9 protein-coding genes are annotated in these 12749 nt (G+C 56.9%); 2 read left to right on the top strand and 7 right to left on the bottom strand.

What is annotated here, in order from left to right:
• Position 1: 1 nt before the first annotated feature.
• On the bottom strand, positions 2–2611 hold the full coding sequence (locus tag ACQY5R_RS03215) for an EAL domain-containing protein (RefSeq protein ID WP_428604403.1): 2610 nt from the start codon (positions 2609–2611) through the stop codon (positions 2–4).
• Positions 2612–2634: 23 nt separating this feature from the next.
• Positions 2635–4104, bottom strand: coding sequence for an extracellular solute-binding protein (locus tag ACQY5R_RS03210; protein WP_428604400.1), 1470 nt, complete (start codon positions 4102–4104; stop codon positions 2635–2637).
• Positions 4105–4443: 339 nt separating this feature from the next.
• Between ACQY5R_RS03210 and ACQY5R_RS03205 the strand changes: the two genes are divergently transcribed.
• Positions 4444–5322, top strand: coding sequence for a DMT family transporter (locus ACQY5R_RS03205; protein WP_428604398.1), 879 nt, complete (start codon positions 4444–4446; stop codon positions 5320–5322).
• A gap of 145 nt (positions 5323–5467) precedes the next feature.
• Positions 5468–6349, top strand: coding sequence for a hypothetical protein (locus tag ACQY5R_RS03200; RefSeq protein WP_428604395.1), 882 nt, complete (start codon positions 5468–5470; stop codon positions 6347–6349).
• Positions 6350–6371: 22 nt separating this feature from the next.
• Here the strand turns inward: ACQY5R_RS03200 and ACQY5R_RS03195 are convergent, their stop codons facing one another.
• From ACQY5R_RS03195 to soeA, 5 genes are all read right to left on the bottom strand, one after another.
• Entirely contained in the window at positions 6372–6911 is a 540-nt protein-coding gene (locus ACQY5R_RS03195; protein ID WP_428604393.1) for a hypothetical protein, read from the bottom strand.
• Positions 6912–7023: 112 nt separating this feature from the next.
• The gene (locus tag ACQY5R_RS03190) at positions 7024–7839 is read right to left on the bottom strand and encodes an esterase/lipase family protein (protein ID WP_428604391.1); all 816 of its coding nucleotides are present in this window, start codon (positions 7837–7839) and stop codon (positions 7024–7026) included.
• Positions 7840–7864: 25 nt separating this feature from the next.
• Positions 7865–8845, bottom strand: a complete 981-nt coding sequence (locus ACQY5R_RS03185) for a dimethyl sulfoxide reductase anchor subunit family protein (RefSeq protein ID WP_428604388.1) — start codon at positions 8843–8845, stop codon at positions 7865–7867.
• Positions 8846–8915: 70 nt separating this feature from the next.
• Positions 8916–9641, bottom strand: a complete 726-nt coding sequence (locus tag ACQY5R_RS03180; RefSeq protein ID WP_428604386.1) for a 4Fe-4S dicluster domain-containing protein — start codon at positions 9639–9641, stop codon at positions 8916–8918.
• Positions 9638–12553: a sulfite dehydrogenase subunit SoeA gene (gene soeA, locus ACQY5R_RS03175; RefSeq protein ID WP_428604384.1), complete on the bottom strand. Its 2916-nt coding sequence runs from the start codon at positions 12551–12553 to the stop codon at positions 9638–9640. Before soeA ends, ACQY5R_RS03180 begins: the two co-directional genes overlap by 4 nt.
• Positions 12554–12749: the final 196 nt, after the last annotated feature.

Here is a 12749-nt window from a genome sequence, read left to right as displayed (position 1 = left end):
ACTACCTATCCGCCATACCGTAAATTGCCTCTTCATCGGATTCCCCCTCATCCTTTTCCATCCAACAATCACTGAATTCGGCCGCGGGTATCGGTTTGCCAAACAGGAAACCCTGTGCGGTTTCGCAACCCTCTTCGGTCAATATCGCCAACTGTTCTTCGGTCTCCACACCCTCTGCCACCAGTGACAATCCCAACGCCTTGCCCATACTGATAGCGGCAGAAACAATGGTGCGATAATTCGGGTCTTCGGTCATATCGTTTATAAAGCTACGATCGATCTTCAAAGTATGGAACGGGAAATTTTTCAAATAACTGAGGGAAGAGTAGCCGGTACCGAAGTCATCCATTGCCAGCCGGACACCCATCCGGTCCAGTGTCGTAAGCGCCTCCTGGACTTCCGGATTATTTCTGATCAGCAATCCTTCAGTCACTTCCACCTGCAATTGCCTGGCCGGGAACATTGACCGTTCCAGGCTGCGCTGGATGGTGCCGGTAATAAAGCTACCGCGGAACTGTCGCGGCGAAACATTGATTGAGAGCAGAAAATCAGGCAACAGGTTCTGCCACAGACAAGCTTGCTGACAGGCATGCTGCATGGCCCACTCCCCCAACTGCACAATCAGGCCGGTCTGCTCCGCCAGCCCGATAAACTGGCTCGGTGACACCAAGCCAAAGGCGCGACTATTCCAACGCATCAGCGCCTCGGCACCCATCAGTTGGCGACTCTTGATATCGATCAGCGGCTGGTAATAGAGCTCCATCTCATCCCGATCCAACGCATGTCGCAGTTCCCGCTCCAGCTCCAGTCTCTGCAACGAATAATCATGGATCATCTGATTATAAAAATGGAAGGTGTTGCGCCCATCTTCCTTTGCCTGGTACATCGCCAGATCGGCATGACGCAGCAGCCTGCTCGGATCATCGCCATCATCCGGATAGACGGCCAACCCGATACTGGGTGTCACCACCAGGTCGTGACCATCGACCAAAAAGGAGCGGTTAAACGCTTTGAGGATATTCTCCAGTACCGGTTCCGCATCGGCACCGGCAGCCAGTCCGCCCAATATCACTAGAAACTCATCGCCCCCCTGGCGCGCAACGGTATCGTTTTTCCTGACCGCCTTTCTCAGTCGAGCGGCAGCCTGCATCAATAATTTGTCACCCATCTCATGGCCGAGCGAATCGTTGATCTTTTTAAAATCATCCAGATCCAGGAACATCAGTACCACCTTGCTCTCATGCCGCTCGGCAGTGGCGATAATCTGGGACAGACGATCCATGGCCAGTGCACGGTTGGGCAGGTCGGTAAGGCTGTCGAACTGAGCCTGATAGAGGATTTTCGCCTCTTGCTGTTTACGCACCGTGACATCTTCCTTGATGGCCAGAAAGTGGGTAATTTGCTGGGCGGCATTCTTAACCGGCGTGATCAGCAGGCTCATCCACTCCAACGATCCGTTCTCAAGTTTAACCTCGACCTCACCATGCCACTCCATGCCGGCATTCATGTTGACGATCAGTTCACGGGCCACATCCCGCGGGATGGTTTTCTGGATCAACAGCAGAAAACTCTCTCCCGTCAAATCACTGCTGCTGTAGCCGGTATTCTTCACGAAGGCGTCATTGACGTAATCAATGCGCCCCTTGATATCGGCAATAAAGACCCCAACCGGGCTCTGCTCCATCGCCTGCGACAACAGTTTCAGAGAGATCTCCACCCGTTGCCGCTCTTCCATCTCCTGTTGTAACTGTAGATTGGACTGGTTGAGTTCTTGGGTACGACTCTCCACCCGCATTTCCAACGTGTCATGGGCCTCCTTGAGGGCACGCTCTCGAGTCTGAATCTGCTTCTGCATCTGATTGAAGGCGTCAGCCAGATTGGTCAGCTCGTCATCACCGTCGACATGAATGGGACTGCTGGTGTGACCCTGGGATAGACGTTCGGCGGCATCACGCAACGACGTCACCCGTATCGATAGGGAACGGGCAAACAGCAACACAAACAGAATTCCGATAAACAGACCCAGCAGTGAGACAAAGGTAAAGCTGCTTCTGAGCTGTTGCTGCTCGGCCTCGGTCTCCAGATAGGCCGCCCGCACAGCCTGTTTCATGCTGTTGGTCACCGTCTGCAAGAGCCGCTGGATGTTTTTAAAGTGGGAGTCGGATTGATAGGTAGATACCCGGGAGGCCTCCGCCATCTCCATACTGGTCGCATGCCGGATCACCGTTTGCAGATCTTTTTGATACAGATTCCAGCTACTGCGGATACTGCGCATCACTTCGCTGCTGGCATGCTGCTGTTGCGCCTCAAACCGATCCAGCTCCGCTTGGAACTCCTCTATCTGTTTTTTCAGCGACTGAATCTCAGTCACAACTGCAAAGTAGTCCGTCAGGCTTGGCAACTCAATCTCAACCAGTCGCAACCGCCCGATACGCAGATGCAGATCATTGGCGCTGGCCAGTACCTCCACCTGATCGGAAATCACCTGGGTAAACTGCTTAATCGATACCCCGGCAATCTGATTACCCAACAGCAACATGATCATGACCAGGATGCCGATACCGCCAAACGCCGCCAGCAGTTTTTTACGGAACGATCTGAATCGTCTCATGTACATCAGTAACCGGCTCCCTGCTACTCTTCACGGCCATGGGGATAAAGTTGATGGCTCTGCCGCCAGTAGTGCATTTGCTTTTCACGTCCGTAACGATCGGTGATCCGCTCCCACTCCTGTGCAGTGTTCGCCATGGCGGAGGCGGCCGTCAACTCCCCTTTGGCGGCACGCCAGAGATTTTGATTCAACGCAGCGATATATTCGTCGTCTCCCGGTAACCCTGTTCCCGCCGGTACGACATCGGTCAACCCATTTCGCATAACCGCCAATGCCTCTGTCGTGTAAACCGCATTGATTCGGGCATTACCCAAATGGTTATAGCGAAACGGATCGGCAAAACCAGCCTTAACCCCCACCGAATCGACCGACACATCCGGATCGGTCACCCACATGGCATAGAGAAAGGCAAGCAGGGGCTGACGACTCTGTCGGGGAATGACGATATTGTTTCCGTAGATCAGTGTGGAGCGACGAATCAACCGACCATCTACCCGATTACCCGGCATGGGCACCACTTTGAACTTACCCTTTACGGCCGAGGTGTCAAGGTTGAACAGTTTCGCGCCGGCCAATGTGATAATGGTGGCAAACCCTTTTCCGTTGAGAAAAAAAGGCAGCGTATAGCTGTAATCTTTGCCCATACCGAGAATATCCGGTGGCGAAAAAGGCACCGTACGCACGAAGTTCTCCGTCGCCCGAACGCCGGCAGGAGAGGCGATCAGCGGATGCATCTGTTCATCGAACAGATACTGGTTGGGATATGCCTGAGAAGCGTAACGCGGCATCCAATACATCCAGGCAGTGAGGGGTTCCCGGGGTTCAAGCGCCCCGTAAAAGCCGCTGTCCGGACGATTAAAGAACGCGACCAGGCGCAGATAATCCGCCCAGGTCTCCGGCGCTTTTAACGCCTCGCCGTAGCGTTCATGAAAGCGCTTGCGATTCGCCTCATCCTGCAGCAGGTCCTGTCGTAGGTAGAGTAAAGCCATATCCCCATCCGCCGGTATGGCGTATATCCGATCGTCAAAATAAGCCTGTAAACGCGGCAGGATGTAGCCACTCGCCGTATCCTCCGACAGCGTAAAACCGAACCGCTGCGTCAAGGGAGTCAAATCGGTAATCAGTCCCTGTTTCACCAGGTCCGGATATTCGCGGTTACGGGCGATGGTGATATCCACTTCTTTACTGCTACGGATAAATTCATGGGAAGCCAACTGGGGCATGATGCCGACATCCAGAACGGTGCCGGTCAAACGCTCCCACTGCGCCTTTAGCTCAAAATCCTGACCAAGAAAGCTGGCGATATTGCCCTGCTTGACCATCAGTTTCAGAGTGGTACCGGGAGCTATCTCCCCGTTATCAACCAGCTCACGCACCATCAGCACCGCCCGCGTAGCCTGCTCACCGGCGTGCACAATTGGCAGCATCAGGAGCAGGGCTAGCCAGAGTGGTATGGTCATCCGCTTCGGTTTGAAAAAAAAGGAACGCTTCATCATTACTCCTGCACCGGTATTCGATATCCTGGAAACAGAAACCGCCGGTAATCCTTGGCCGATAGCGACAAACTTCACCCGGGGTCCCTGTGCGGTAAACAGCAGCTGTTCGCACTTATTATTCAGATACTGGATCCTATTAGCGGTGTTATCGGCCCGGACACATGAAACATTAGCCAGAAAAAACCGCCGACAGCATCCTGCATAAACCTTATCCATTTGAAAATAAAGGTTTTATTCACTTAGTACTCCACAGACAAACTGGTATAGTGCAGACAGATTTATCAGGGCAGCTCCAGCCCCCGTCGACAAGACACTCCCGACAGGTGACCGATTAAGATGAAACCCTCCGATCTAATCCAGGCACTCGCCGTCGTGGTGATCTGGGGATTTAACTTTGTGGTGATCAAAACCGCGGTGAGCGAAATCCCCCCGCTGACCCTGACCGCGTTGCGCTTTACCCTGGTCGCCTTGCTGCTCACCCCCTTTTTTCGCCCCTCCCGGGATCAGTTCGCCAGTATCGCCATGCTTGCCCTGGTGCTGGGATTCGGTCATTTCGGCATGCTGTTTATCGGCTTGCGCGGCGTGGATGCCGCCACCACCGCCTTGATGATCCAACTTGGTATCCCGTTCAGCCTCATACTCTCCACTCTGCTGTTTGCCGACAGCCTGGGGAAGGTACGTATCCTGGGTGTGGCGCTGGCTTTTTCCGGTGCCGCCCTGTTGGCCGGCGAGCCGAAGGGAGGTGCCCCGCTATCGATGTTTGCATTGCTGATATCGGCTTTTTGCTGGGCCTGGGCCAATGTGCTGATTAAGCGGCGTAGCGATATCCATCCGCTAACCATAATCGGCTGGATGAGCCTGCTGGCCATCCCTATTCTGGTCGTCTGTTCACTCCTGTTCGAGTCGGATCAGTGGCACAGCATACAGGGTGCCAGCTGGAGCGCCTGGGCCGCGCTGGGTTACATTGTCGTCGGCTCATCCATCCTGGCCTACTATCTGTGGTATCGGCTGATTGCCCGCCTCAGCATCAACCAAGTGGCACCGTTCTCTCTCCTGGCGCCAATGATCGGTGTGGCGGCCGGCATCCTGATACTCGATGAAGCGTTGACCCTGTATAAGGTGGTCGGCGGCACCTTGACCATTGCCGGTGTCGGCCTGATCGAACTGCGCCAGGCCAGACTACGCCGGCTCAAACTCCTCACACCCGATCTCTGAGCGGAAACGCCCCCCATCCGCTGTCATACTACTCATTTCACAGACAGCGGCGATGAAAGCCCTATACTGGGACATCATGACATCCTCTCCGTACCCTATATGGCGGATAATCCGAAAACCGCTAGGCATCTATGGCGTAACCGCCATGCTTTTGTTCGGTTTGGGTCCCACTTGGGCGGCCGATGCGGCCATCGCCAAAAAACCGTTCCACGACCTGGCCACGCGCATAGCCGAATCAGACAAGTTGGCGCGCTATGACTTCGCCTCCATCGCCCTGGACGAACTGATCACCGCCTACCAAAAGAGTTACCGTGAGAGCGCCTTCGAACAGCACCAAAAGAGCCGGGCGCAGTTGAAACTGGCGCGTTGGCGGCGGGAATCGAAATCATTCATCGACCAGCTCAAGTCACAAGTGCAAGCACTCAGCTATCAAAGCCGGATCGACATTGAACCGGACCACTCCGGTCCACTTATTATTTTCGTCGACAATACACCGATCGTGATCAGTGGCCCGGAAATCGCCGAGGCCGGATCGATGGAACAGCGGATCATCGACCGCTACTGCCAACTGCATGACTGCGCGCATGAATCAGGTGAGCCCCCGACAAAGACACCCTCCGCATCTCACGTACCACGGGGCGGCTGGCGTATCACGCACCGGCAAGGGGCGATCTATGAAACCGGCGATGGTCTGATCTTTGTTTTCCGCACGCTGGACGATCGCGCAGACAAACAGGCACGCTGCGAAACGATTGCCCGTGACTTGAGAATACTGGTCGAACAAATCCAGAAAGCGCAACGGGCCGGTTATTCGGTTGAGTGGGAACAACTCACGATCGCCACGCTGCATGACGGCATCACAGAGCAGGTGGTGATCAACCGTGCCGGTGACTATCTAAATATGGATCTGAACTATTTCGGTCAGCAGCGCGGGTTGGCTCAACCCTTTCTCGGCTGGGCAGCGCAGCGCTCGGCGGGAAAAGCGGTATCCGTTGTAATCGCCGACGCGGAAAAGCTGATCCGCTAGTGATACAACCGCTCTATCCGCGTCAGCCACTCCCGAACAGATCACGACGAAGAGACCGGGCCATCCCCGAAAGCTGAGACTCGACCAACTGCCGGTCCATCACTTCCGGCCACTCCAGATGCGCCAGGTGGAAAGCACTCTCCCGGTTTTCGATATCCACCAACCTGAAGATGACGATCGACTCACGCTTTAGCGAGTAACGGTTGATCAAAGAGAGGGAAAAACCGGTGAACCAGGCAGCCGCCTGCGCGATAAGGGGTAAACGCCGGTCGCCCTGAAATGGCGGGTGTTGTGAGAAATCGTTGATCAATCCGCTCAATTTCTCCGCCAGTGAGAGCAGATCACCCTGTTCGGAATGCCGAACCCGCCGTGCGATAGCTTTCAGGCTGGCAGGATCAATCACAGAATAGAGCAACAATCGGGTGTGATCATCGTAAATATATATCGATACGCCACCCACCGCTTGCGCGTCCAACCGGGTCGGCACCCATCCCTTGTTCACCAATTGCTGGTCGTAATCCCTGCGCGCTTTGTACTTCGAGAAATCAGCGACATTGCCCATTACACACCTCAGGTAACCGCCTCATTAATTACAACCATAGTTTAACAAGGCGGCTGTAACAAGTTTCCCTCGCGCGCAGTATGTGCCTGATAACAATCCAAAGCGGCCGCACTCACTCCTTCAGTAACTGAGCCAGCACAACACCGTCCTGAACATTGAGACTATGGGGAGCGCTCACCACCGTCACATCGGATTGCCCCTGCAGGGCCGGGATACGATTCATATCCTGACTGAAAGCGGGCACCAGTTCATCACCAAGCCCGACTGGGCCGGGACGTACGATGGAGTGATAGGCGATGTGCGGATGGGGTTGGCTGTTAAGCCAAAACAGCAGACTGCCCGGTTGGGCCGGCACCAGATCCACCAACGCTCCACGGGACTCACGCAGCAGACGGGTCTTGCCGCCAGTGAAGAAGTTCTGTACCAGACAGAACGGATAGGGGATATCGGTACTCTCCAACGCCTGCACCGCCCGGCCGGTGCCGAGATGGGGTGAGGCGATAGTGATCAACGCCTTTGCGTGGGGTACACCACCCCGCACCAGGACAATACGTGCCACGACACCGCCGGCTGAATGGGCCACCAGGGCAATCGGCTCGTCCGGATGCAATTCGGCCACTTGCTGCAGCATGGCCTGCAGTTGATCCGCCTGCACCATCATCGGCGCCAGGGACGGCAACTCCACCTGGTAGAGGCTGTTATCACCCTCATCGCCCACTACCGGAATCAACTCCACGCCGTAGGGATCGGTACGTAGGATGCCAGCCCGCTTCCAGCCGTTGGCCATCAGCACTGCATTGACCCCGCTCTCCTCCCAGGAGGCGGCGCTGCCCAAATAACCGTGCACCAGTACCGCCACATCGGCCTGCAGCGGCGCACTGGCAAACAGTAGCGCCCACACAGCCAGCAATCGTTTCAGCTTTTTCATATCTGCCTCCCTTAGATACCGGCCATTAGGCCATCGACTGGTAATAGATATTCTGTGGATGTTTCGCTTCGGCAAAGAAGTACCAGCGCTCGGCGATCAATCCCAGATATTGCAATACAAAGGCCGCTATCGGCAGTGATGTCGACTCCAGGCTATACGCCGTAGCAATCAACACCACCGGCAGCGGAAACACCGCCAACAAAAAGAACCAGCGGATCAGCTTCAGTGCCCCCGGCGTACGGCCGTGAAAAAACTCTTTGGTGTTGAAGGCGCCTCCCATGAAACCCTGACTCAACTGTTTCATATTGGGATGCCGCACGCCGATCGCGGTGCGCAATCCGTATTTGTTGCGTAGCGCCCGGTTACGCACCAGTGACGCGCCACGGGAGAGCGCACCCAATAAGGTAAAGATGACCGCCCATGTGCCAAACAACGACACCAAGCCAAGATCGATATAGGCGGAAGCGGCGGCGGCAAACATGAAACCGGAAGCCAGTCCCAGCAGCGTGTAGTTGGTCACGGTTAGCGGCGTGTGCCACTCCTGCAGAAATTTCAGGCTGGCATAAATCATCGCTGTACAGATAAACAGGGCAAACGCCATCACGCTGGCCAGCAGACCGATAAGCAGCGTCAGATCCACCGGCAAGGTATCCGACACCGTGAACAGCGGCTCGGTCATGCCGAAGAAGTGGGCCACGCCATAGAGAAACACCAGCAGCATGAAAAACGGCAGGACAATCACCTCGCGCGACAACCAGGAGGTGCGCCACTGGGTGACGGCACGCCAGGCGCGCTCAGGACGTCCCAGATGAAACACGGAAGCAATCAGTCCAAGCAGTAGAAACAGCAGTGAGACGAGACTGCCGACGGCATAAAAGCCCAGGCTCTCCTGCACCGGGATCAGATTGGCCAGGGCATACACTTGGCCGGTAAACAGCGCCAGAAACAGTCCCTGCCCGATACCAATCAGGGTGGTGAGAAAAATTACTGAAAAAGCTGGATGCATCGTTTTGTCCTGTTCATAAATCCGCTAGCACCGTCGGCGTGGGCACAAAAAGCGTTCCCACTCTATCGGACTACCAAGCCACATCGTCCAGGGTATCGCCCTGCTCGATCGGCATTTCCACCTCTTCCTTGCGCAACGGATTATCCGCTCGGATCAACTCATCTTCATGAATCTGCATCTGGCTGCGGCGGCGCGGCAGATAGTGGTTGGCCGGCTGGGTGCCCCACTCCGGCTGCAGCTGATAACCGCCCTGCTCGCGGATCGCTACCGAGGCAACGGAGTCGGGATCGTGAATATCACCGAAGATGCGCGCCGAGGTGGGACAGGCCAGCACACAGGCAGGCTTGCGCTCCGATTCGGGCAGCGTCTCATCGGTGACCCGATCGACACAGAGGGTGCACTTCTTCATCACTTTGTTCTGCGCATCGATCTCACGGGCACCGTAGGGACAGGCCCAGGAGCAGTATTTACAGCCGATGCACTTGTCGTAATCCACCAGTACGATACCGTTATCCTCACGCTTGTAGCTGGCCCCGGTGGGACAGACCGGCACACAGGGCGGATCTTCGCAGTGCAGGCAGGACTTAGGGAAATGAACCGTCTCGGTGTGCGGAAAACAACCCACCTCGTAAGTCTGCACCCGGTTGAAGAAGACCCCGCTGGGATCGGCGCCGTAAGGATTTTCGTCCGGCATCGGACCGGCCCAGCCGGAGCTGTTCCACTCCTTGCAGCTGGTGACACAGGCGTGACAACCGACGCAGACATTCAGATCAATAACCAGTGCCAGTTGAGTCATACGCGGCTCCCCTTCTTTCTGCCCAGCTTGCCGGCGAAAAACGCCTGCCAACGGCCGCGACGTACCTTTTGTCCCGGCAGCGGTTTCATGGCACCGAACTGGGGCGATGTCTGGGCAGGTTCATCCGGATCCGCCTTGTAGATCTTCACCCGTACATCGAACCAGGCTGCTTGGCCGGTGACCGGGTCGGAGTTGGAGAGGTGTTCGCCCGACTCGCAGGGCGGCAGCTCCTCCGGGATCAGGTGATTGAGCAGGAAACCCTTCTGCGACTCGTTGGCCTGGGGCGACAACCCCCAAGAACCGGCCGCCTTGCCGATCGCGTTCCAGGTCCAGACCGTGCCCGGCTCCACCGCCTCGGAGTAGCGGCACATACAGCGCACCTTGCCGGTGGGTGACTCGACCCAGATCCAGTCACCGTCATCGATCCCCTTGGCATGTGCCAGGGCCGGATTGACGAACAGGTAATTATGGGTATGGATCTGCCGCAGCCAGGCATTCTGGGAGTCCCAGGAGTGGTACATCGCCATCGGACGCTGGGTCAGGGCATTGAGCGGATACTCGTGGGTATCCACCAACCGGGAGAGCAGCGGCTCACTGTAGAACGGCAGCGGGTCGAAGTGCATCTCGATGCGCTTGCGCAGCCGCTCCGGCGGCTGGCGTCCCTTGCCCTTGCCCTGGGCCGCCAGACGAAACTTTTGCAACACCTCGGAGTAGAGATGGATGGTAATCGGTTCGGCATAACGGATCATGCCGTGGTTGCGCGCCCAGTGCAGATAACCCTTGTTCCAGTTACGCATGTACTGGTAGGACTTGGGCAACTTGTAGTGGTAGTAGCAATCGTTCTTCTGGTACATCTCCCACTGGCGCGGATTGGGCTCGCCTTTGAGGAACTTCTCACCCCCCTTGCCGCGCCAACCGGCCAGGAAGCCGATACCGGAGCCGGGTGAAGTCTCGTAGTTGGTGATGAAGTCCGGATAGTCGCGATACTTGCGCTCGCCGGCCGCCGTAACGAAAGCCGGCAGCTTGAGCCGGCTGCCCAGCTCCACCAGCACCTCTTGGAACGGCTTGCATTCGCCGGTCGGCGGCACCACCGGGATGCGTACCGAATCCACCGGCCCCTCGAATTCAGAGATCGGCCGGTCCAGCATGGAGAGGGCATCGTAACGCTCCAGATAGGTGGTATCGGGCAGCACCAGGTCGGCAAAGGCCACCGTCTCCGACTGGAAGGCGTCGCAGACGATCAGGAACGGGATCTTGTACTCACCGGTTTCCTCGTTCATGTCGGTGAGCATGTGGCGGATCTGCTCGGTGTTCATGGAAGAGTTCCAGGCCATGTTGGCCATGAACAGCAGCATGGTATCGATCGAGTAGGGATCACCGCGCCAGGCGTTGGTAATGGCATTGTGCATCAAGCCGTGCACCGACAGCGGATACTCCCAGGAGAACGCCTTGTCCAGGCGCACCGCCTCGCCCTGCTCGTCGACAAACAGATCCTCCGGCTTCGACGGCCAGCCCAGCGGCATGCCGTCCAGCGGCGTGTTGGGTTTGACCCCATCCGGTGAGTTGGGCGGCTTGGGGCAGGGGGGAATCGGCCTCGGGAACGGCGCCTTGTGGCGGAAACCGCCCGGCCGGTCGATGGTGCCGAGCAGGGTCATCAGAATACTCAGCGCGCGGATCGACTGGAAACCGTTGGAGTGGGCGGCGATGCCGCGCATGGCGTGGAACGCCACCGGGTTGCCGGTGATCGACTCATGCTCGTTCTCCCAACTATCGGTCCACTGAATCGGCAATTCGATCTTCTGGTCGCGGGCGGTGACGCCCATCTCATGGGCCAGGCGGCGGATGGTCTCGGCGGGTATGCCGGTAATCCCCTCGGCCCACTCCGGGGTGTACTCCTCCAGCCGCTCCTTTAACAACTGGAAGGCCGGTTTCACCCGGGTGCCATCCTCCAGCCGAAACGCCCCCAGCAGCCGGGGATCGCTGCCCGGCGTATGGGTGGAGATCTCCTTGTCCAGATCCCGGTCCCACCAGAGCTTGTTCTCCGGATCGAAACAACCCTCCTCCACATGCATTTCGAAACGCTTGAACAGGCCGTGATCGTCGCGTCGCGGATCGTCCACCACCAGTTCGGCAGCATTGGAGTACTGGATCAGGAATTCCCGGTCGAACAGCCCCTGATTGATCAACTCGTGGTTGATCGCCAGAATCAACGCGCCGTCGGTGCCCGGCTTGATCGGCACCCACTCATCGGCGATGGCCGAGTAGCCGGAGCGGATCGGATTGATGGAGATAAAACGACCGCCGCGCCGTTTGAACTTGGAGATGTGGATCTTCAACGGGTTGGAGTCGTGATCCTCGGCAGTACCGATCATCACGAACAGCTTGGCCCGGTCCAGGTCCGGGCCGCCAAACTCCCAAAATGAACCGCCGATGGTGTAGATCATGCCGGCCGCCATATTGACCGAGCAGAAGCCGCCGTGAGCCGCATAGTTAGGCGTGCCGAACTGCTTGGCAAACAGGCCGGTAAGGGCCTGCATCTGATCGCGGCCAGTGAACAGGGCGAATGTCTTCGGGTCCTCGGCGCGGATGCGGGCCAGCCGTTCGCTGATCATTTCAAACGCCTGTTCCCAGGAGATGGCCTCAAATTCCGAGGTGCCCCGCTCCGCACCCGGCTTACGCAACAACGGCTGGGTTATACGGGCCGGTGAATACTGCTTCATGATGCCGGAGGAACCCTTGGCGCAGATCACCCCCTGGTTATGGGGATGCTTGGGGTTACCCTCTATATGCCGGATCTCACCATCCCGCAGGGTCACCCGGATACCGCAACGGCAGGCGCACATGTAGCAGGTGGTGGTTTTGACCTCCACGCGGCCCAGGTCGTTATCGGATTGGGTGGTTGGATCTTGCATGGGCAGTTCCCGGATCAGTGAATGACAAAAATCATTAATTAATCTTATTCTAATATTCTATTTGTTGCCACCGCAACTACAGCGCTGTTTATAGAGACATGGAGTGAGTGAATGGGCAGGAAGGGATTACCCTACCTTATAAATCATAGGCTTATCGCATCACGCCGTGTAGGGGCAGGCCCCCGTGCCTGCCCGG

The organism is Sedimenticola sp., from assembly GCF_050289425.1.
Classification (GTDB): Bacteria; Pseudomonadota; Gammaproteobacteria; order Chromatiales; family Chromatiaceae; genus Sedimenticola.
Note: the sequence above shows the minus strand (reverse complement) of the source record. Positions and strands in the feature narration are given on the sequence as shown.

What these genes read in the sequence shown, in the direction of transcription:
- ACQY5R_RS03205 (WP_428604398.1), top strand. Translation starts at nt 4,444, where the DNA reads ATGAAACCCTCCGATCTAATCCAGGCACTCGCCGTCGTGGTGATCTGG.
- ACQY5R_RS03180 (WP_428604386.1), bottom strand. Translation starts at nt 9,641, where the DNA reads ATGACTCAACTGGCACTGGTTATTGATCTGAATGTCTGCGTCGGTTGT.
- soeA (WP_428604384.1), bottom strand. Translation starts at nt 12,553, where the DNA reads ATGCAAGATCCAACCACCCAATCCGATAACGACCTGGGCCGCGTGGAG.
- ACQY5R_RS03210 (WP_428604400.1), bottom strand. Translation starts at nt 4,104, where the DNA reads ATGAAGCGTTCCTTTTTTTTCAAACCGAAGCGGATGACCATACCACTC.
- ACQY5R_RS03200 (WP_428604395.1), top strand. Translation starts at nt 5,468, where the DNA reads ATGCTTTTGTTCGGTTTGGGTCCCACTTGGGCGGCCGATGCGGCCATC.
- ACQY5R_RS03185 (WP_428604388.1), bottom strand. Translation starts at nt 8,845, where the DNA reads ATGCATCCAGCTTTTTCAGTAATTTTTCTCACCACCCTGATTGGTATC.
- ACQY5R_RS03190 (WP_428604391.1), bottom strand. Translation starts at nt 7,839, where the DNA reads ATGAAAAAGCTGAAACGATTGCTGGCTGTGTGGGCGCTACTGTTTGCC.
- ACQY5R_RS03195 (WP_428604393.1), bottom strand. Translation starts at nt 6,911, where the DNA reads ATGGGCAATGTCGCTGATTTCTCGAAGTACAAAGCGCGCAGGGATTAC.
- ACQY5R_RS03215 (WP_428604403.1), bottom strand. Translation starts at nt 2,611, where the DNA reads ATGAGACGATTCAGATCGTTCCGTAAAAAACTGCTGGCGGCGTTTGGC.